We start from the raw sequence: 20043 nt of genomic DNA on the forward strand, positions 1-20043 counted from the left end.
CGGGCCCCGGGCCCTTTAGTCTGGACCCGGTACCGAATGGAGGGTCTGGATGTACAGCTGGATCTGGCGGCATCTGCCGGGCAACGTGTGGGTGCGTGCGTTCATTTCGCTCGTGCTCGCCCTGGCGGTCGTCTATGTGCTGTTCCAGTACGTCTTCCCGTGGGCGGAGCCGCTGCTTCCGTTCGGCGACGTGACGGTCGACGGAGCGAGCGCGCCGACGGGGGCCGCCCGGTGAGCGCCCGCATCCTGGTCGTGGACAACTACGACAGCTTCGTCTTCAACCTCGTCCAGTACCTCTACCAGCTCGGTGCCGAGTGCGAGGTGCTGCGCAACGACGAGGTGACCACGGCCCACGCGCAGGACGGCTTCGACGGCGTCCTGCTCTCCCCCGGCCCCGGCACCCCGGAGCACGCGGGCGTCTGCGTCGACATGGTGCGGCACTGCGCGGCGACCGGCGTCCCGGTCTTCGGGGTCTGCCTGGGCATGCAGTCCATGGCGGTGGCGTACGGCGGCGTCGTCGGCCGCGCCCCCGAGCTGCTGCACGGCAAGACCTCGCCGGTGCTCCACGAGGGCGCGGGCGTCTTCGCCGGACTGCCCTCGCCGTTCACCGCGACCCGCTACCACTCGCTCGCCGCCGAACCGGACACCGTGCCCGACGAGCTGGAGGTCACCGCGCGGACCGCCGACGGCATCATCATGGGCCTCCGCCACCGCGAGCTGGCCGTCGAGGGCGTGCAGTTCCACCCGGAGTCGGTGCTCACCGAGCACGGCCACCTGATGCTGGCCAACTGGCTGGTGCGCTGCGGGGACACCGGAGCCGTCGAGAGGTCGGCGGGGCTCGCTCCGGTGGTGGGCAAGGCCGTCGCGTGACCCCACCCCGCCACGGAGCCGGGGCCGGGCAGGACGACCCGCACGATCCGCGGGCGTACGAGGACCCGGGCGCGTTCGAGGCGGCGGTCCACCGGCTGGCGGACCCGTTGAACGACCCGCTGCCGGGCCCGGAGCCCGTGGCCCCGGAACCCGTGGTCCCGCAGCAGGCGCCCTACGAGCCACAGAGCCCTCAGCAGGCCCCGCAGGAGTGGTACGACCCCGATGGGTACCAACGGGACTGGTACGGCCACCAGGAGCCCGTACAGCCGCCTCTGGAGGCATCGCCGCCCGCGCCCGCCCCGCACGTCCCGGTCGGTCCGGGCCCCGCGGCCGTTCCGCAGCACCCTGCCTCCGAGGCCGTGGAGCCGGCCACGGAGGTCCTCGGCCGAATAGACGCGGGTGACCCGGTCGTGCCGGCGCCCCGCCCGGAGCCGGAAGCGCTCGCCGAGGCCGACGAGCCCGGAGGCGTACCCGACGCGGCCACGCCCACGCCCCCGCCCACCGGCGGACGCGCCGAGCGCAGGCGTGCCGCCAAGGGGCGCGGCCGCAGGCGTCCCGCACCGCGGCCCGGTCCCGAGAGCGCGGCCCCGGCGAAGCCCATGACGCGCATGGAGGCGCGCCGCGCGGCCAAGGCCGCCAAGGACAGCCCCGCAATCGTCATCAGCCGGGGCATCGGCGAACTCTTCATCACCCTGGGCGTCCTGATGCTCCTGTTCGTCACCTACCAGCTCTGGTGGACGAATGTGCGCGCCGACCAGATCGCCGGCCGGGAGACGCACAAGATCCAGGACGACTGGGCCAAGAACGAGAAGACCCCCGAGAAGCAGGAAGCGTTCGAGCCGGGGCAGGGCTTCGCCATCATCCACATCCCCAAGCTGGACGTCGTCACGCCGATCGCCGAGGGCACCAGCAAGGAGAAGGTCCTCGACCGGGGCATGGTCGGCCACTACAGCGAGAAGCCGCTGAAGACGGCGATGCCCTCTGCGAAGGAGGGCAACTTCGCGCTGGCCGGCCACCGCAACACCCATGGCGAACCGTTCCGCTACATCAACCGCCTGAAGCCCGGCGACCCGATCGTGGTCGAGACCCGGGAGGCGTACTACACGTACGAGATGACGAGCGAGCTGGCGCAGACCTCGCCCTCCAACGTCTCCGTGATCGCGCCGGTGCCGGAGCAGTCCGGGTTCACCAAGCCCGGCCGGTACATCACCTTGACGACGTGTACGCCGGAATTCACGAGTACGTACCGTTTGATCGTCTGGGGCAAGATGGTCGACGAACGGCCGCGCAGCGAGGGGAAGCCCGACGTGCTCGCGGACTGAACGGGCCGGACGCCATGAAGACAGGGCGGTGCGATGACAGCGACGACCGAGGACCAGGAACGGACCGACGAGTCCGCGCCACCTACGCGGAAGGGCGGTCGCCATCCCTTCGCGACCGCGGTCAGTGTCTTCGGTGAACTGCTCATCACCGCAGGTCTGGTGCTCGGCCTCTTCGTCGTCTACTCGCTGTGGTGGACGAACGTGCTCGCCGACCGCGAGGCCACCAAGCAGGGCCACACCGTCCGCGACAAGTGGGCCGACGGCCCCGGCGCGCTGGACACCAAGGACGGCATCGGCTTCCTCCACGTCCCGTCTATGAAGAACGGCGAGGTGCTCGTCAAGAAGGGCACCGACACCGACATCCTCAACGACGGCGTCGCCGGCTACTACACCGATCCGGTGAAATCCGCGCTCCCCTCCGCCAAGGAGGGCAACTTCTCGCTGGCCGCCCACCGGGACGGGCACGGGGCGAAGTTCCACAACATCGACAAGGTGCACACCGGGGACGCGATCGTCTTCGAGACGAAGGACACCTGGTACGTCTACAAGGTGTTCAGCGAGCTTCCGGAGACGTCCAAGTACAACGTCGACGTGCTGGGCCCCGTCCCGAAGGGCTCGGGCGCGAAGAAGGCCGGCCGCTACATCACGCTCACGACCTGCACCCCGGTCTACACGTCCAAGTACCGCTACATCGTCTGGGGCGAGCTGGTCCGCACGGAGAAGGTCGACCGCGACCGCACGAAGCCGGTGGAGCTGCGCTGACGGTTGTGCTGTGACGCCGGAGGGCCCCGGTCACCTTCGCGGTGACCGGGGCCCTCCGTTCGTACGGGGTGCGGAGCGGGTCAGTGACCCCTGCCGCCGTTCGGGCCGCCGAAGATGTTGCCGCCGGCGTCGATGGTGTTCAGGGTGACCGTGCTTCCCTTGTCCACCTGCTGGTTCGCCCCGGGGGTGCTCATGACCACCTTGGCGTCCGGCTTGTCGACCGAACCGGGACCGAGTGCGACGACCAGGCCCATGCCCTCCAGCTGAGCCTTCGCGTCCTGGTACGACTTGCCGGCGATGTCGTCCGGGATGGTGACCTTCTCCGGCTCGGCCGGGCCCTTGGAGACCTTGAGGATGATCGAGGTGTCCTTGCCGACCTTCTCGTTGGCCGCGGGGGTCTGCTCGACCACCGTGCCTGCGGGCTTGTCGGAGTCGACATCGCTACGACCGATGTTCTTGAAGCCGTTCCCGGTCAGCTGGTTCACCGCGTCGTCGTAAGAGCGACCCGTCACCGGTGGCATGGTGAGCAGCTTCTCCGTGGCGACCTTGAGCGTGACCTCGGAGTTCTCCTCGGCCTTCGTGTCGCCCTTCGGGGACTGCTCCAGGACGGTGCCGGGATCGGCCTGGTCGGACTCGACCGAGGTGACGTTGACGGTGAAGCCGCGCTTCTCAAGGATTTCGCGGGCGTTGTCCTCGGACTTCTCGGTGACATCCGGAACCTCGACCTTCGGCGGGCCGCTGGAGACGAAGACCGTGAGGGTCTCCTGCTCCTTCATCTGCCCGTCCTCCGGCGTCTGGCGGCAGATCTTGCCCTTGGGCTGGTCCTTGCACTCTTCCTTCGGGCCGACCTTCAGAATGATGTTGGTGTTGTCGGCCTGTTTCTGGGCGTCCTGGACCGTGCTGCCGACCACGTTGGGCACGTCGAACGCGCCGTCGTCGCCACCGTCGCCGCCGAAGACCGCCTTGCCGATGAGGATCGCGCCGATCAGCACCAGGATGCCCGCGACGACCAGGAGGATCGTCGAGGTGTGGTTCTTCTTCTGCCTGCGGCGGTCGGGGCGGTCGTCGTAGCCGTAGCCCCCGTCGTCCGGGTTCACTGGCGGCAGCATCGACGTGCGCTCGCCGCTCTGGTCGGCGGCGCGCAGGGCGGTGGTGGGCTGGTCGTTGTCGTACCCGCCGGGGTAGCCGCCGCCGTAACCCGCCGCACCCATCGCGGCGGTCGCGGCGACCGGCTGGCCGTCGAGGCACGCCTCGATGTCGGCGCGCATCTCGTCGGCCGACTGGTAGCGGTAGTCCGGGTCCTTGGTGAGGGCCTTCAGCACGATCGCGTCCATCGCGGGCGTGATCTCGGGATCGAAGTTGCTCGGCGGCTGCGGCTCCTCCCGTACGTGCTGGTACGCGACCGCCACCGGGGAGTCCCCGACGAACGGGGGCCGGACGGTCAGCAGCTCGTAGAGCAGGCAGCCGGTCGAGTAGAGGTCGGACCGTGCGTCGACCTGCTCGCCCTTGGCCTGCTCCGGGGAGAGGTACTGGGCGGTGCCGATGACGGCCGCGGTCTGGGTCATCGTCATGCCGGAGTCGCCCATGGCGCGGGCGATGCCGAAGTCCATGACCTTGACCTGTCCGGTCCGGGTCAGCATGACGTTGGCCGGCTTGATGTCCCGGTGGACGATGCCCGCGCGGTGCGAGTACTCCAGCGCCTGGAGGATGCCCACCGTCATTTCGAGCGTCCGCTCGGGCAGCAGTCTGCGCCCGGAGTGCAGCAGCTCGCGGAGCGTCGAGCCGTCGACGTACTCCATGACGATGTACGGGATGGAGACCCCGTCGACGTAGTCCTCGCCGGTGTCGTACACCGCGACGATCGCCGGATGGTTGAGCGAGGCGGCGGACTGGGCCTCACGGCGGAACCGGGCCTGGAAGGACGGGTCACGGGCGAGGTCCGCCCGGAGCGTCTTCACGGCGACGGTGCGGCCGAGCCGGGTGTCGTGGGCGAGGTAGACCTCGGCCATGCCACCACGGCCGAGCACCGAGCCCAGCTCGTACCGGCCGCCTAGGCGACGCGGCTCTTCCATAACTGTTCCAGCCCTCTCCGTCAGTCCTGACCGCACCGGTGTGCGGTCCGGCGGTGTGCTGTTCGCGCATACGCTACCGGCCGCGCATCAGCTGATCGGCCCGCAGGCAATACCTGATATCCGACCGGTATCCGCAGAGGCGCTTTCGCGGCCGGGTGTGAGCGGTCTCACTTCTCGCTGTCGATGACCGCCTTCATGACCGCCTTCGCGATCGGGGCGGCCAGGCCACCACCGGAGATGTTCTCGCGGGTGGCGCTGCTGTCCTCCACGACGACGGCCACCGCCACCGGCGAACCGTTGTCGGTCTTCGCGTACGAGATGAACCACGCGTACGGGTTGCCCTTGTTGTTCAGACCGTTCTGGGCGGTACCGGTCTTGCCGCCGACCGTGACGTTCGGGATCTGGGCCCTCGTGCCCGTGCCCTCCTTGACGACGGTCTCCATCATTTCCTGAAGCTTCTGGGCGTTCTCCGCCGAGAGGGGCCGGCTGAACTCTTCCTTCTCGTGCGTGTAGATGACGTCCAGGTTGGGCGCCTTGCGCTCGGCGACCATGTACGGCTGCATGAGCTTGCCGTCGTTGGCGACGGCGGAGGCGACCATCGCCATCTGGAGCGGGGTGGCGCGGTTGGACGCCTGGCCGATGCCGGCCATGGCGTTCTGCGGCCGGTTGTCCTCGGGGTACACGCTGGCGTTCGAGCGGACCGGGGTGAAGATCTCCTTGTTGAAGCCGAACTTGCCGGCCTCGTCGATCATCTTCTGGTTGCCCAGGTCATCGCTGATCTTGCCGAAGACGGTGTTGCAGGAGTACCGCAGCGCCTCGCGGAGCGAGGCGTTCTTGCACGGGATGCTGCCCTCGTTGGGCAGGTCGTCGGTCGACTGCGGCAGGCGCCAGGGAAGCGGCGACTTCGTGTCCTCGTCGATGTCGTCGTAGAGCCCGTTCTCCAGGGCGGCGGCCGCGGTGACGACCTTGAACGTCGAGCCGGGCGGGTAGGTCTCGCGCAGCGCCCGGTTGAGCATCGGCTTGTTCTTGTCGTCCTTCAGGGACTGCCACGCCTTGCTGTCGGACACGCCGTTGCCCGCGAAGGACGAGGGGTCGTACGAGGGGGTGCTGGCGAGCGCCAGGATGGCGCCGGTCCGCGGGTCGAGGGCGGCGACGGCGCCCTTCTTGTCGCCGAGGCCCTCGAAGGCGGCCTTCTGGGCCGCGCCGTTGAGCGTGGTGACGACGTTGCCGCCGGTCCTCTCCTCACCGGTGAACATCGACATCGTCCGGTTGAAGAACAGCTGGTCGTCGTTGCCGGTGAGGATGCCGTCCTCGAGGTTCTCCAGCTGGGTGGCGCCGAACGCCTGCGAGGAGTAGCCGGTCACGGGGGCCCACATGGGGCCGTCCTTCCAGACCCGCTTGTACTTGAAGTCGCTGCCCTTGGTCTCGGCGGACCCGGTGATCGACTTGCCGTCCACGATGATGTTGCCGCGCTCATGGGCGTACCGCTCGATGCGGACGCGGCGGTTCTCGTCGCGGGTGTTGAGGGCGTCGGCCTTCACGTACTGCAGGTAGTTGGTCCGCGCGAGCAGGGCGAAGATCAGGACGCCGCAGAAGATCGCGATCCGGCGCAGGGGCTTGTTCACGGGCGGACCACCTGGGTCATCTCGGCGTCGGTCGAGGGTGCGGGGGCGGGCGCGGGGCGGCGGGCGGTGTCGCTGATGCGGATGAGGATGCCGATCAGGGCCCAGTTGGCGATCACGGACGAACCACCGGCCGCGAGGAACGGCATCGTCATACCGGTGAGCGGGATCAGACCCATGACGCCGCCGGCGACCACGAAGACCTGGATCGCGAAGGCGCCGGAGAGGCCGATCGCGAGGAGCTTGCCGAACGGGTCGCGGGCGGCGAGCGCCGTGCGGACACCGCGTTCCACGATGAGGCCGTAGACCAGCAGGACGGCCATCATCCCGGCGAGGCCGAGCTCGTCACCGACGGTGGCGAGGATGAAGTCGGCGTTGGCGGCGAAGCCGATCAGGTCGGAGTGGCCCTGGCCCCAGCCCGAGCCGAGCGTGCCGCCCGACCCGAAGGACATGATGGCGTTGCCGATCTGCTCGCAGGCGCCGTCCGTGTGGAAGCACTTGAACGGGTCCTGCCAGGCGGTCACACGGGCCTCGACGTGCGGCTCGAAGGTCGCGACGCCGACGGCTCCGGCCGCCGACATCAGGAGACCGAAGACGATCCAGCTGGTCCGCTCGGTGGCGACGTACAGCATGATCACGAAGAGGCCGAAGAACAGCAGTGACGTTCCGAGGTCGGTCTCGAAGACCAGGATCAGGATCGACAGCGCCCAGATGACGAGGATGGGGCCCAGGTCGCGTCCGCGCGGCAGGTACAGCCCCATGAAGCGGCGGCTGGCGAGCGCCAGCGCGTCCCGTTTGACCATGAGATACCCGGCGAAGAAGATCGCGATGATGATCTTCGCGAACTCTCCGGGCTGGATGGAGAAGCCGGCGATGTTGATCCAGATCTTCGCGCCGAACTTGGCCGGGAAGAACATCGGCAGGATCAGCAGGAACAGCGCGGCCGCCATCGAGATGTACGTGTAGCGCTGCAGGATGCGGTGGTCCTTCAGCAGCAGCAGTACGCCGACGAAGAGCGCCACACCGACCGCCGAGTACATCAGCTGACGGGGGGCGGACGGGGTGAACACCCCGAAGGCGCTTTCGGCGTCCCTGATCAGCTTCGGCGACTGGTCGAGCCGCCAGATCAGCACCAGCCCCAGCCCGTTGAGCAGCGTGGCCAGCGGCAGCAGCAGCGGGTCCGCGTACCGGGCGAACTTCCGCACCACGAGATGGGCGACACCGCCGAGCAGGACGAGCCCCGCCCCGTAGCCGAACATGCCGGACGGCAGTTTGCCGTCCATGGCCAGGCCCACGTTGGCGTAGGCGAACACCGAGATGGCGATGGCGAAGCCCATCATCATCAGTTCGGTGTTGCGCCTGCTCGGTGCGTCGATCGCGCCGATCGTGGTCGTGTTGGTGACAACGCTCATGGTGCTGAAGGCCCCCTACGGCTCTACTTCTTACCGCACTGCGGGACCAGCTTCTTCTCTTCCTCCGAGAGGCTGGGCCCAGGAGTGGGAGTCGTGGAAGTCTGCTCGGACTTGGTGTCGCCACCGGATGTCTTGGAGGACTTCGACGCCTTGGTGGCGTCGGTGTCCGTGCCCTGCGCCTGGCCCTCGTCCCCGTGCTCCTTCTCCGAGGCACGGCGCTGCTCGTCCTTCTTGCAGGCGGATGCCTGGGTGGAGAGCTCGGTGATCTTCTCGCGGGCGTCGGCTAGGCTGCCCTCGGCGATCGTCGCCTCGACCTTCTTGCGCTGGTAGGGCGGGAGGTACTTGAGTTCGATCTCGGGATGGTCGGTCTCGACCTTCGAGAGCGAGAGCCAGCCGAGTTCCTGGCTGATGCCCCGGTACAGCGCGACGTTGTCGTTCTTCGCGCCGACGTAGAACTGGGTCTGGGTCCAGCGGTAGCCGCCGTAGAGCCCGCCGCCGACGACGGCCAGCGCGAGCACCACGTACAGGGAGCGCTTGAGCCACTTGCGGCCGCCGCCCTGCTTGACGAAGTCGTCGTCGGAGTAGGACCCGAAGGACCCCTCGGGCATCCCGTCGTAGCCGGAGTCGTCGCCGCTGCCGGGCGGGCCGAAGCTGCCGGAGGGCGGCGGTACGGGACGGCCGAGGCCGGCCGCACGGCCCGCCGGCGTCTGCATCGCGCCGCCGTCGTTCAGCTGGGCCGCCTGGTTCTCGGCGACCGCGCCGACGACGACCGGGGTGTCATTGAGCTGCCCGGCCAGGGTGTCGTTGCTGTCGACGTCGAAGACATCGGCGACGATGCAGGTGATGTTGTCCGGTCCGCCGCCGCGCAGGGCGAGCTGGATCAGGTCCTGGATGGTCTCCTGCGGGCCCTGGTAGCTGGCGAGCGTCTCCTCCATCGTCTGGTGGGAGACGACGCCGGAGAGCCCGTCGGAGCAGATCAGGTAGCGGTCGCCGGCCCGGACCTCACGGATGGAGAGGTCGGGTTCGACGTGGTCGCCACTGCCCAGCGCGCGCATCAGCAGGGAGCGCTGCGGGTGGGTGGTGGCCTCCTCCTCGGTGATCCGGCCCTCGTCCACCAGCCGCTGGACCCAGGTGTGGTCCTGCGTGATCTGGGTGAGCACGCCGTCGCGCAGCAGGTACGCGCGCGAGTCGCCGACGTGCACCAGGCCGAGACGCTGGCCGGTCCAGAGCAGGGCGGTGAGCGTGGTGCCCATGCCCTCCAGCTGAGGGTCCTCCTCGACCATCATCCGCAGCTGGTCGTTGGCCCGCTGGACCGCCGTACCGAGCGAGGTGAGGATGTCGGAGCCCGGGACGTCGTCATCGAGCTGGACGAGGGTGGAGATCACCTCGGAACTGGCGACCTCACCGGCCGCCTGGCCGCCCATGCCGTCGGCGATCGCGAGGAGACGGGGACCGGCGTAGCCGGAGTCCTCGTTGCCCTCCCGGATCATGCCCTTGTGCGACCCGGCGGCGAAGCGCAGGGACAGACTCATGCGCACCTCACCCGTCGGTTCGGGGTACAGCCGGTCTCGAGCCACACTGCCCACCCTCCGGTCGGGAGCCTGGCCGGGTCCGATGCCCGGACCCCCGCGGCTCGCTCGCTCCGCTCGCTCATTGTCGTACTACTTCCGCAGCTCGATGACGGTCTTGCCGATCCGGATCGGCGCGCCCAGCGGAACGGGCGTCGGGGTGGTGAGGCGGGTCCGGTCCAGGTACGTGCCGTTGGTGGACCCGAGATCCTCGACGATCCACTGGCCGTCACGGTCGGGGTAGATCCTGGCATGCCTGCTGGACGCGTAGTCGTCGTCCAGCACGATCGTTGAATCATGGGCCCGGCCGAGCGTGATGGTCTGCCCCTGGAGCGCCACCGTGGTGCCGGTGAGCGTGCCTTCGGAGACGACCAGCTTGGTCGGCGCACCCCGGCGCTGGCGGCCGGGCTGCTGGCGCTGCTGCGGCGGTGCCGCGTTCTGGCGTCCCTGGGGCGGACGCGCGTCGTTCGCGGTGCGGCGTGAGCCGCGCTGCGTGACGCGTGTTCCGAACAGGTCGCTGCGGATGACCTGGACGGCCACGATCACGAACAGCCACAGAACAGCCAGGAAACCTAGCCGCATGACCGTCAGGGTCAGCTCTGACATTGCCCCCGCTTCACCCTTCGGCTTGCCGGTAAACGATGGTGGTGCTGCCCACGACGATCCGCGAGCCGTCGCGGAGCGTAGCGCGGGTGGTGTGCTGCCCGTCTACCACGATGCCGTTGGTAGACCCGAGATCCTGGATCGTCGAGGGCGTTCCGGTCCTGATCTCACAGTGCCGGCGGGATACGCCGGGGTCGTCGATCCGCACATCGGCATCGGTGCTGCGGCCCATGACTAGTGTCGGGCGGGAGATCTGGTGGCGGGTGCCGTTGATCTCGATCCAGCGCCGCACCTGCACGTTCGGCAGGGAGGTGGGGGTGGCCGGCGGACGCCGGTCGGAACCGCCGTGACGCCCGGCGCCCGGCGGCGGACCGGCGGGCATGGGCGGGGCGGAGGTGGGCGGGTAGCCGTAGCCACCGGGGGCCTGCGGAGCGGAACGGCCCGGGTACCCCTGGGGGGACTGGCCGCCGTAGCTCTGGCCCTGACTCGGTGCCTGGCCATGACCCTGCCCTTGGCCCTGGCCCTGTGACGAACTCGACGCCAGGGTGCGGCTGCGGACCCGGTAGAGACCGGTGTCGAGATCCTCGGCCTTCTCCAGGTGGACCTTGATGGGGCCCATGAACGTGTACCGCTGCTGCTTGGCGTAGTCCCGGACGAGGCCGGAGAGCTCGTCGCCCAGCTGGCCGGAGTACGGGCTCAGGCGCTCGTAGTCGGGGGCGCTGAGCTCGACGATGAAGTCGTTGGGGACGACGGTGCGCTCACGGTTCCAGATGGTGGCGTTGTTGTCGCACTCCCGCTGGAGGGCACCCGCGATCTCGACCGGCTGGACCTCGGACTTGAAGACCTTGGCGAAAGTGCCGTTGACCAGACCTTCGAGACGCTGCTCGAAACGCTTCATCACTCCCATGGGGCACCTCCTCCGGTGTCATCGTCCCTGTACTGCTTACTGATCGTATCCACGCGTCGGGAAATCGGCTGGTTCCCCTTGTCTGCCCTGGGGACGAGTGTCCCCCCTCACACGGATCGTAGAGGTGGCCTCCTCACAGTGTCCCGCACCTTGGACGCACTCAGGAGGAGTGGGGGCGACCTCTGGGGGTTCCCGGTTCCTTTCGGACGTTCTGCGCACGTCGGCCGAGCGTGCGGCGAGTGCCCGGTGATCGGGCGGCGAAACAACGGATGTGAATCCACCCTGTCCAGCGTGCTAATCTTCCGGATGTCGCCAGGCGATCGCACCGAAAAAGTGAGAGAGCCCGGAAGCACCACTCTTGCGCGAGTGGCGGAACGGCAGACGCGCTGGCTTCAGGTGCCAGTGTCCTTAGGGACGTGGGGGTTCAAATCCCCCCTCGCGCACAAGAAGGAAGCCCCCCAGGCATCAGCCTGGGGGGCTTCTTCAGTTTGAGGACGCTCCCGCCCCTGCGTGCTTCGCTGTGTGTTTGGTTTCACGTGAAACGCCCGTTTTACGCGTGCGGGGCGTCACCCGTGGCGTTGTAGCGCAGGAGGTACGCGGCGAACCGGCCGAGGTCATCCTCCGTCCAGTCCGCAAGGCGTTCCTGGTAGGCCGCGCGCCGACTGGCCTGGGTGGCGGCGAGGGCCTGTGTTCCGGCCTCGGTGGGGTGCAGAACCTGGATGCGGTGGTCGTCCGGGTCGGGGTGGCGCTCGACCAGGCCGAGCTTCTCCAGGGTGCCGATCTGCCGGCTGACCGTGGACTTGTCGAGCATGTAGTGCGCCGCCAGATCGGTCGCACGGCACCCCTGCTGGTCATCGATGTGCGCCAGCAGCGTGTACGAGACGAGCGGCAGCTCGGGGTGGAGCCGGGCCGCGGCGGCCCGCGCGCGGCGGGCGAAGGCGGTCAGTTCGCGCTGGATGACGTCCAGCGACTCCTCGCGTTCTCCGGGGGTGCCTGACACGGGTTCGCCTTCCTCGAAAGTTCAGTTGTAGAGTACAACGGAATTGGAGTTGTAAAAGCCAACCAGTTGAGTTGTAAAAACCAACTACCTGGCCGATCGTCTGGAGCCCCCATGTCCGCAGGCCCGAGCGCCGCCGCCGGCTCTCCGGCGGGCGCGCTGCGTCACGTACTGAGCCACCTCGTCACCCCGCTGCTGATGTGCATCGGCATGGGCCTCGCCTACCTCGGCGCCTTCCACGCCCCGCAACCGCACGACCTGCGGGTCGACGTGGTCGGCTCGGGGCCGTCCGCGCAGGTGCTGGCGCAGACCCTCCAGGACAAGGGGGACGGGGCGCTGAGCGTGCGTACCGTCGCCGACCGCGCCACCGCCGCCGAGCACCTGCGCACGCAGGACAGCTACGGCGCCTACATCCCCGGCAGGGCCCCCGAACTGCTCGTCGCCTCCGCCTCCTCCGACACCAGCGCGACGGCGGTCGAGAAGGTCTTCACTCAGGTCGCGGCCGGACAGGGCGTCCCGCTGAAGGTGACGGACACCGCGCCCACGGCCGACGGCGACCCGACCGGCCAGGGCATCTTCTTCCTGCTGGTCGCCGTGAGCATCGGCTCGTACGCCTCCGTCGCCGTGATCGGTGGCGCCGGAGCGGCCCTGCGGCTGCGGGTCCGGGCGGCGCTGGCGCTGGGCGCCTCGCTGGTGGTCAGCGCCATCGGGGCGGTGTTCGCGGGGCCGCTGTTCGGTCTCGTGGACCACGGGCTCGCGGGGCTCTGGGCCATGGCGTGGCTCTACTCGGCGGGCATCCTGCTGATCGGTGTGGGCTTGCACACGTTCCTCAAGCGGTGGACCACGCTCGGCGTGATGGTGCTGTTCGTCATGCTCAACTTCACCAGCTCCGGCGGGATCTTCCGCCCCGAGCTCCAGCCCGGCTTCTTCGGGGCGCTGCACTCCTTCTGGAACGGGGCGGGCTTCGTGGAGGGCGTGCGCAGCCATGTGTACTTCGGCGGACACGCGCTGGGCGGGAATCTGCTGGTGCTGGCGCTCTGGTTCGTCGCGGGCATGGTGCTGACGGGGCTCGCGGGCCTGGCCGAGGCGAGGCGGCGTCCGGCGGCCGACCTTGCGGCCGTCGCTCCTGCCGCCACCGCCACCGCCGGTCCGGTGCGGCCGTCGGCCGAGGAGGAGGAAGAGGAGATGGAGGAGGCGGTGGGGGTCTGAGCGGCTGACCAGCGGGGGAGAGCCCGGCCCCGGAGTTATCCACAGGGGCAGACGGCGATCGGTGTACGGCGGTACCGTCGGCGGCAGTTGATGTTGGGGCAGGTCCCGGCGGCTGCGCCGGGCGGGGGCGGGGGAGGCTGCGCGCCATGGAAAAGACCGGAACGGGACTGCCGCCGGTACGACTCGTTGAACTCGGCGGTGAGGCCGCAGTCGCGGGGGCGGTGCTCCCCGCGGCCGCGGGTGGGCCGCGCATACCGGCCGTGCCGGGGTTCGCCCACCGTACGGACGGGACGGACGCGGAGGCCGGGGGCCGGCCGAAGGAGAAGGGCAAGGCGCTGCGGGCGCGGGTGCCCCGGTCCGCGCACGCGACGCTGGACCTGCCGTCCGGGCGGCCGGACGCGGTGCGCGCGGTCGAGGAGTCCAACCGGGGCCGGGTGGCGGAGCTGACGCCGATACGGGTGGGCCGGATGGCCGCCACGCCCTTCGCCTTCCTGCGCGGCTCGGCCGGGCTGATGGCCCACGACCTGGTGGGTACCCCCGTCACCGGGATCGCCGCCCAGCTCTGCGGCGACGCGCACGCGGCCAACTTCGGGCTGTACGGCGATGCGCGGGGCGGCCTCGTCATCGACCTGAACGACTTCGACGAGACCGTGGCCGGGCCCTGGGAGTGGGACCTCAAGCGCCTGGCGACCTCGCTGGTGCTCGCGGGCCGGGAGGCCGGTGCCGACGAGGACACCTGCCGCAAGGGCGCGTACGACACCGTGGGCGCCTACCGGCGGACGATGAGGCTGCTGGCCCGGATGCCCACGCTCGACGCGTGGAACGCCATCGCGGACGAGGAGCTCGTCTCCCACACCGACGCGCGGGACCTGCTCGGCACCTTGGAGCGCGTCTCCGAGAAGGCCCGCAACAACACGAGTGCGCGGTTCGCGGCGAAGTCCACGGAGGACTGCGAGGACGGCGGCCGCCGCTTCGTGGACGCGCCGCCGGTGCTGCGCCGGGTCCCGGACGCGGAGGCCGCGGCCGTGGCGGCGGGTCTGGGGGAGTATCTGGGGACCGTCTCCGAGGACCGGCTGCCGCTGCTGGCCCGGTACGCGATCCATGACGTGGCGTTCCGGGTGGTCGGCACCGGCAGCGTGGGCACCCGCTCCTACGTGGTGCTGCTGCTGGACCACCGGGGGGAGGCGCTGGTGCTCCAGGTGAAGGAGGCCAGGCCCTCGGTGCTCGGGCCGCATCTGGCCGCCGTGGGGTTCGCGGTGCCGGAGGTCGCGCACGAGGGGCGGCGCGTGGTGCTCGGGCAGAAGCGGATGCAGGTCGTCAGTGACCACCTGCTGGGCTGGACGACGGTGGACGGCCGGCCCTTCCAGGTGCGCCAGTTCAGGAACCGCAAGGGGAGCGTCGATCCCGCCGCCCTGGCCGCCGACCAGGTGGACGACTACGGCCGGATGACCGGTGCGCTGCTGGCGCGGGCCCACGCGCACAGCGCGGACCCGAGGCTGCTGGCGGGCTACTGCGGCAAGAACGACGAGCTGGACGAGGCGGTGGCGGCGTTCGCGGTGACCTACGCGGACCGCACGGAGGCGGACCACGGGGAGCTGGTGCGGGCGATCGGGGCGGGGCGGGTCCCAGCGGAGCGGGGGGTGTGAGGGGCGGGCACGCCCGGCCGTCGGCAGGAGGCGTGAGGCCTGCCGGGGCCACCGCGGGTCCACGGGGGCGGGCCGGGGCCATACGCTGGACGGGTGACCCACGAAGCACCCGGGGTGCCGACCTCCCCGAATGACGATGACCTGCAGGACGAGGCCAGGCCGGCCGCCGGCCGCGAGGAGGCGGCGGAGACCGGGACCGGTGAGGCCGGGACCGGCGCGCGGGAGCGGCCTGAGGCACGGCTCGCACAGGCGGTGCGGGTGGCCGAGCAGGCGCTGATCGAGTTCGAGATCGCGGTGGAGACGTTCCGGGTCGAGGTGGAGAACTTCTCCCGGCTGCACCACCAGCGGCTGGGTCCGATGTACGCGCGGCTGGACGAGCTCGACGCGCAGATCGCCGAGGCGCGGGCGGCGAAGACCGGTGACCCCGAGGACGTGCGCAAGGCCGAGGAGGCGCGGTCGGTCGTGATGCCCATGCCGGGCGTGGACGAGCTGTTCCACGACTGGATGGACTCCGAGGGCCTGTCCCCCGAGGCGTCGGCCATGCTGACCGATCAGAAGGTGCGCCCGCCCAAGCGGGTCCGCCCCACCGACGAGGCGCGCAAGCTGTACCGCGACCTGGTCCGCAAGGCGCACCCGGACCTGGCCCAGGACGAGGCGGAGCGGGCCAGGCGGGACGAGTTCATCGCGCGCGTCAACGCCGCCTACGGACGCGGCGACGAGGCCCAGCTCAACGAACTGGCCGAGGAGTGGGCGGCGGGACCGGCAGCACCGCGCCAGGAGCTGAGCGAGGCCGACGAGCTCTACGCCCGGCTGGACTGGCTGACCCAGCGCAAGGAACTGCTGACCGAGTGGGCCCAGGAGCTGGAGGAGAGCGCGATCGGCGCCATGCTGCGGATGGCCCCGGACGACCCGGACCAGCTGCTGGAGGAGATCGCCGAACAGCTGCTGGGCGAGGTCTCGCAGCGGGAGGCGGAGCTCGCGGCTCTGGTGCAGTAGCGTTTTCGGTGGCCCGAGCGCACTGATTCGGTGACCCCGAGCGCACTGACGAGAGCCCGAGCGCACTGACGAGAGAAGGCATGACCCATGAATTTCGGCCCGCTTCCCACGGTCGATGTCGCGTCCGTCCCGGCGGACGGCCTCGTGCTGGACGTCCGGGAGAACGACGAGTGGGTGGCCGGACACGTCGAGGGCGCCCTGCACATCCCCATGAGCGACTTCGTGGGCCGCTTCGGTGAGCTGACCGAGGCGGTGGAGGACGGCCGCCGGGTGCACGTGATGTGCCGGGTCGGCGGCCGGTCCGCCCAGGTCACCCAGTACCTGGTGCAGCAGGGCATCGACGCCGTCAACATCGACGGCGGCATGCTCGCCTGGGACGGCGCGGGCCGCCCGATGGTCACCGACAACGGCACCCCGGCCTTCGTCGCCTGACGCGACCCCCTCCGGTCGTCCGGCGCCGGGGCCATCCGGCGCCGGGGGCGTCAGCGGTCGAAGTCGAGCTCCACTTCCTCGGTGACCGGACGGGACTGGCAGGCCAGCACGTAACCCGCGTCCGTCTCCTCCGGCTCCAGGGCGTAGTTGCGGTCCATCCGCACCTCGCCGGAGACCAGGAACGCCCGGCAGGTGCCGCAGACGCCGCCCTTGCACGCGTACGGGGCGTCCGAGCGGCTGCGCAGCACCGTCTCCAGCAGCGACTCGCCCCCCTCGACCGGCCAGGTGCCGGAACGGCCGTCGAGCGTCGCCGTCAGGACACCGCCGACCGGCGTTTCGACCCGGGGCCCGGCGGGCGCGGCGGGGGTGTCCTCGACGTGGAAGATCTCCTGGTGGATGCGGGAGCGGTCCACGCCCAGCCCGTGCAGCGCGACCTCGGCGGCCCGGACGAGGCCCAGCGGCCCGCACAGGAACCAGCCGTCGATCTCCGCCACCGGCAGCAGCGCAGGCAGCAGCCCGGAGAGCCGCTCGCCGTCCAGCCGGCCCGAGGGCAGACCGGCCTGCTGCTCCTCCCGGGACAGGGCGGTGACGAGCTGGAACCGGTCCGGGTAGCGGTCCTTCAGGTCGGCGACCTCGTCCAGGAACATCGTCGAGGCGGCGGTTCGGTCGCTGCGGACCAGGCAGAACGTGGCGTTCGGCTCCCGGGCGAGCAGGGTGGCCGCCATGGACAGCACCGGGGTGATGCCGCTCCCGCCGACGATCGCCGCGAACTGCCCGGCGCGGGGCGTCAGGACGAAGCGCCCCATCGGGGGCATCGCCTCGATCGTGTCCCCGACCAGCAGCTCCTTGAGCGCGTACGTGGAGAACGCGCCGCCGTCCACGAGGCGGATGCCCACCCGCAGCGCCGGACCGGCCGAGGGCTCGGGGGCCGGTGCGCAGATCGAGTACGAGCGGCGGACCTCCTCGCCGTCCACGGTGTAGCGGACGTTGAGGTGCTGGCCGGGCTTGTGCCGGAAGGTCTCGTGCAGGCCGGGCGGGACGGCGAGGGTGACGGCCACCGAATCGTCCGTGAGCCGCTCGATCCCGCTGACCCGGAGCGGATGGAACATCTACAACTCCTTGAAGTGGTCGAACGGCTCCTGGCAGGCCACGCAGCGCCGGAGCGCCTTGCACGCCGTGGAGGAGAACCGGCTCAGCAGCTCCGTCTCGGTGGAGCCGCAGTGCGGGCAGCGCACGGACAGGGCCAGCGGCACCGGACCGCCGGACGCGGTGTCGTGCGGCCGGGGCGGGGCTATGCCGAACTCCGCCAGCTTCCGGCGTCCTTCGGCGCTCATGTCGTCCGTCGACCAGGCGGGCGACAGGACCGTCTCCACGGACACCTCGGCCACGCCGTGGTCGTGCAGCACGCGCTCGATGTCCGCCGACATCGCCTCGATCGCCGGGCAGCCGGTGTATGTCGGCGTCAGTCTGACCGTGACATGGTCCGGGTCGTGCACCTCCACGCCGCGGACCACTCCCAGGTCCTCCAGCGTCAGCACGGGGAGCTCCGGGTCCGGGACGGAGCCCGCGAGGCTCAGCAGCTCCTCCTCGACGGAGGTCCAGGTCACCATGACGCCCCCGGGTGGCTGCGGTGCAGGTGCTGCATCTCGGCGAGCATCCGGCCGAAGGACTCCGTGTGGATGCCCTGCCGGCCCGCGCCCGCCGTCCAGGCACCGGACTGCGGGCCCGTCGGCACGGTCAGGGTGGCCCGGCCGAGGACGTCGGTGACGGCCTCCAGCCAGCGGCTGTGCAGCGCCTGCCAGTCGGCGTCGACGCCCTCGACCGGCTGGAACAGCTCGCCGGTGAAGCGCCACAGCGCGTCCACCGCCCGCTGCATCCGCTCGTGGCTCTCGTCCGTCCCGTCACCGAGGCGCAGCGTCCACTGCTCGGCGTGGTCCCGGTGGTAGGCGACCTCCTTGACCGCCTTGGCCGCGATCTCCGCGAACGGACCGTCCCCGGCGGCCAGCTGCTCGTACAGGCCCTGCTGGTGGACCGAGAAGTAGAGCTGCCGGGCAATGGTGTGGGCGAAGTCGCCGTTGGGCTGCTCGACCAGCTGAAGGTTGCGGAAGGCGCGTTCCTCGCGGAGGTAGGCCAGTTCGTCCTCGTCGCCCGCGAGGGAGAGCAGCAGTCGGGCCTGGCCCAGCAGGTCGAGGGCGATGTTGGCGAGGGCGACCTCCTCCTCCAGCACCGGGGCGTGGCCGGCCCACTCCCCCAGCCGGTGCGACAGCACCAGCGCGTCGTCGCCCAGGGCGAGGGCCGCGGTCACAGGTGCTTCACCCCGTCCGGGATCTCGTAGAACGTGGGGTGCCGGTAGGGCTTGTCACCGGCCGGCTCGAAGAAGGAGTCCTTCTCGTCCGGCGACGACGCCGTGATCTGGGCGGAGGGCACGACCCACAGCGAGACCCCTTCGGACCGCCGGGTGTAGAGGTCGCGCGCGTTGCGCAGGGCCATTTCGGCGTCCGGCGCGTGGAGGCTGCCGGCGTGGGTGTGGGAGAGCCCGCGCCGCGAGCGGACGAACACCTCCCACAGCGGCCAGTCCGTCGAGCTGCTCATGCTGTCGCCTTTCCGTTCAGTACGGCCTGGTCCGCGCCGAGTGTGTGCTTACTGGCGTATGCGGCGGCGGCCTCGCGGACCCAGGCGCCTTCCTCGTGCGCGCTGCGGCGCTGGGTGAGGCGCTGCTCGTTGCACGGGCCGTTGCCCTTCAGGACCTCCTGGAACTCCGTCCAGTCGATCGCGCCGAAGTCGTGCCTGCCGCGTTCCTCGTTCCACCGGAGGTCCGGGTCGGGGAGGGTCAGGCCGAGTGCCTCGGCCTGGGGGACGCAGATGTCCACGAACCGCTGCCGCAGCTCGTCGTTGGAGTGCCGCTTGATCTTCCAGGCCATCGACTGCGCCGAGTGGGCCGAGGCGTCGTCCGGCGGGCCGAACATCATCAGGGACGGCCACCACCAGCGGTTCACCGCGTCCTGGGCCATCTCGTGCTGTGCGGGGGTGCCGTTGCTCAGCGCGAGGAGCAGTTCGTACCCCTGGCGCTGGTGGAACGACTCCTCCTTGCAGATGCGGACCATCGCGCGGGCGTACGGGCCGTAGGAGCAGCGGCACAGGGGCACCTGGTTGGTGATCGCGGCGCCGTCCACGAGCCAGCCGATGGCGCCGACGTCCGCCCAGGTCAGCGTGGGGTAGTTGAAGATCGAGGAATAGCGCTGGCGCCCAGCGTGAAGCTTGTCGAGCAGTTCCTCGCGGCCGGTGCCCAGGGTCTCGGCCGCGCTGTACAGATACAGGCCGTGCCCGGCCTCGTCCTGCACCTTGGCCATGAGGATCGCCTTGCGGCGCAGCGAGGGGGCGCGGGTGATCCAGTTGGCTTCCGGCTGCATGCCGATGATCTCGGAGTGGGCGTGCTGGGCCATCTGCCTGACCAGCGAGGCGCGGTACGCGTCGGGCATCCAGTCGCGCGGCTCGATGCGCTCGTCGGCCGCCACCGCCGCGTCGAAGGCGGCCTGGAGGGCCGCGTCGGGCCCCGCTCCGTCGCCTGCTGCCGTCTGCGCTGTCTGGCTCGCAGTCACTGCCGCCATCCCGGACTCCCTACCGA

Annotated in this window: 20 protein-coding genes and 1 tRNA gene; 9 read left to right on the forward strand and 12 right to left on the reverse strand. The window is 70.3% G+C overall.

Features of this window, described 5'->3' with window-relative positions; translation table 11 throughout:
• Positions 1 to 49 precede the first annotated feature (49 nt).
• Genes AMK18_RS20675 through AMK18_RS20690 form a run of 4 tightly spaced genes read left to right on the forward strand, consistent with a single transcriptional unit; the run spans position 50 to position 2954 of the window.
• Positions 50 to 235 (forward strand): hypothetical protein, encoded by a 186-nt coding sequence (locus tag AMK18_RS20675; RefSeq protein ID WP_018101915.1) that lies wholly within the window; start codon positions 50 to 52, stop codon positions 233 to 235.
• Positions 232 to 870 carry an aminodeoxychorismate/anthranilate synthase component II gene (locus tag AMK18_RS20680; protein WP_018101916.1) on the forward strand — a complete coding sequence of 213 codons (639 nt, stop codon included), beginning with the start codon at positions 232 to 234 and terminating at the stop codon, positions 868 to 870. Before AMK18_RS20675 ends, AMK18_RS20680 begins: the two co-directional genes overlap by 4 nt.
• Entirely contained in the window at positions 867 to 2192 is a 1326-nt protein-coding gene (locus AMK18_RS20685; protein WP_073863872.1) for a class E sortase, read from the forward strand. Before AMK18_RS20680 ends, AMK18_RS20685 begins: the two co-directional genes overlap by 4 nt.
• 33 nt (positions 2193 to 2225) lie before the next feature.
• Entirely contained in the window at positions 2226 to 2954 is a 729-nt protein-coding gene (locus AMK18_RS20690) for a class E sortase (RefSeq protein ID WP_018101918.1), read from the forward strand.
• 80 nt (positions 2955 to 3034) lie between these two features.
• Here AMK18_RS20690 and pknB read toward each other — a convergent pair whose 3' ends face one another.
• From pknB to AMK18_RS20720, 6 genes are all read right to left on the reverse strand, one after another.
• Positions 3035 to 5026, reverse strand: coding sequence for a Stk1 family PASTA domain-containing Ser/Thr kinase (gene pknB / locus AMK18_RS20695; RefSeq protein WP_073863873.1), 1992 nt, complete (start codon positions 5024 to 5026; stop codon positions 3035 to 3037).
• A gap of 167 nt (positions 5027 to 5193) precedes the next feature.
• Positions 5194 to 6651, reverse strand: coding sequence for a peptidoglycan D,D-transpeptidase FtsI family protein (locus tag AMK18_RS20700; RefSeq protein WP_018101920.1), 1458 nt, complete (start codon positions 6649 to 6651; stop codon positions 5194 to 5196).
• Positions 6648 to 8060 (reverse strand): FtsW/RodA/SpoVE family cell cycle protein, encoded by a 1413-nt coding sequence (locus AMK18_RS20705; RefSeq protein ID WP_018101921.1) that lies wholly within the window; start codon positions 8058 to 8060, stop codon positions 6648 to 6650. Before AMK18_RS20705 ends, AMK18_RS20700 begins: the two co-directional genes overlap by 4 nt.
• Positions 8061 to 8083: 23 nt before the next feature.
• Positions 8084 to 9592 (reverse strand): Stp1/IreP family PP2C-type Ser/Thr phosphatase, encoded by a 1509-nt coding sequence (locus AMK18_RS20710; protein WP_073863874.1) that lies wholly within the window; start codon positions 9590 to 9592, stop codon positions 8084 to 8086.
• Between the two features lie 129 nt (positions 9593 to 9721).
• The gene (locus tag AMK18_RS20715; protein WP_018101923.1) at positions 9722 to 10234 is read right to left on the reverse strand and encodes an FHA domain-containing protein FhaB/FipA; all 513 of its coding nucleotides are present in this window, start codon (positions 10232 to 10234) and stop codon (positions 9722 to 9724) included.
• A 10-nt stretch (positions 10235 to 10244) separates the two neighbouring features.
• Positions 10245 to 11138, reverse strand: coding sequence for an FhaA domain-containing protein (locus AMK18_RS20720; protein ID WP_018101924.1), 894 nt, complete (start codon positions 11136 to 11138; stop codon positions 10245 to 10247).
• A gap of 360 nt (positions 11139 to 11498) precedes the next feature.
• On the opposite strand from AMK18_RS20720, the gene AMK18_RS20725 reads away from it, so the two are divergent.
• Positions 11499 to 11581: transfer RNA gene (locus tag AMK18_RS20725), tRNA-Leu, on the forward strand.
• A gap of 107 nt (positions 11582 to 11688) precedes the next feature.
• On the opposite strand, the gene AMK18_RS20730 is transcribed toward AMK18_RS20725, so the two are convergent.
• A complete protein-coding gene (locus AMK18_RS20730) occupies positions 11689 to 12138 on the reverse strand; it encodes a MarR family winged helix-turn-helix transcriptional regulator (RefSeq protein WP_073863875.1) in 450 nt (149 codons plus the stop codon).
• Positions 12139 to 12249: 111 nt separating this feature from the next.
• On the opposite strand from AMK18_RS20730, the gene AMK18_RS20735 reads away from it, so the two are divergent.
• From AMK18_RS20735 to AMK18_RS20750, 4 genes are all read left to right on the forward strand, one after another.
• Positions 12250 to 13344 (forward strand): hypothetical protein, encoded by a 1095-nt coding sequence (locus AMK18_RS20735; protein WP_073863876.1) that lies wholly within the window; start codon positions 12250 to 12252, stop codon positions 13342 to 13344.
• Positions 13345 to 13490: 146 nt separating this feature from the next.
• Entirely contained in the window at positions 13491 to 14990 is a 1500-nt protein-coding gene (locus AMK18_RS20740) for a DUF2252 domain-containing protein (protein WP_073863877.1), read from the forward strand.
• Between the two features lie 93 nt (positions 14991 to 15083).
• Entirely contained in the window at positions 15084 to 15986 is a 903-nt protein-coding gene (locus tag AMK18_RS20745) for a hypothetical protein (RefSeq protein WP_198957047.1), read from the forward strand.
• Positions 15987 to 16073: 87 nt separating this feature from the next.
• On the forward strand, positions 16074 to 16418 hold the full coding sequence (locus AMK18_RS20750) for a rhodanese-like domain-containing protein (protein ID WP_018101929.1): 345 nt from the start codon (positions 16074 to 16076) through the stop codon (positions 16416 to 16418).
• Positions 16419 to 16468: 50 nt separating this feature from the next.
• On the opposite strand, the gene AMK18_RS20755 is transcribed toward AMK18_RS20750, so the two are convergent.
• The 5 genes from AMK18_RS20755 to paaA are packed head-to-tail and all read right to left on the reverse strand — an operon-like array spanning position 16469 to position 20026.
• Positions 16469 to 17527, reverse strand: a complete 1059-nt coding sequence (locus AMK18_RS20755; protein ID WP_073863879.1) for a 2Fe-2S iron-sulfur cluster-binding protein — start codon at positions 17525 to 17527, stop codon at positions 16469 to 16471.
• Positions 17528 to 18028, reverse strand: coding sequence for a 1,2-phenylacetyl-CoA epoxidase subunit PaaD (gene paaD, locus AMK18_RS20760; RefSeq protein WP_018101931.1), 501 nt, complete (start codon positions 18026 to 18028; stop codon positions 17528 to 17530).
• Positions 18022 to 18723, reverse strand: a complete 702-nt coding sequence (gene paaC, locus AMK18_RS20765) for a 1,2-phenylacetyl-CoA epoxidase subunit PaaC (protein WP_073863880.1) — start codon at positions 18721 to 18723, stop codon at positions 18022 to 18024. The genes paaD and paaC overlap by 7 nt, the downstream gene beginning before the upstream one ends.
• Positions 18720 to 19010, reverse strand: a complete 291-nt coding sequence (gene paaB, locus AMK18_RS20770; protein WP_018101933.1) for a 1,2-phenylacetyl-CoA epoxidase subunit PaaB — start codon at positions 19008 to 19010, stop codon at positions 18720 to 18722. Before paaB ends, paaC begins: the two co-directional genes overlap by 4 nt.
• Positions 19007 to 20026: a 1,2-phenylacetyl-CoA epoxidase subunit PaaA gene (gene paaA / locus AMK18_RS20775; RefSeq protein ID WP_073863881.1), complete on the reverse strand. Its 1020-nt coding sequence runs from the start codon at positions 20024 to 20026 to the stop codon at positions 19007 to 19009. The genes paaB and paaA overlap by 4 nt, the downstream gene beginning before the upstream one ends.
• Positions 20027 to 20043: the final 17 nt, after the last annotated feature.

Origin of the sequence: Streptomyces sp. CB01249 (assembly GCF_001905735.1) — a bacterium.
Taxonomy (GTDB): Bacteria; Actinomycetota; Actinomycetes; order Streptomycetales; family Streptomycetaceae; genus Streptomyces.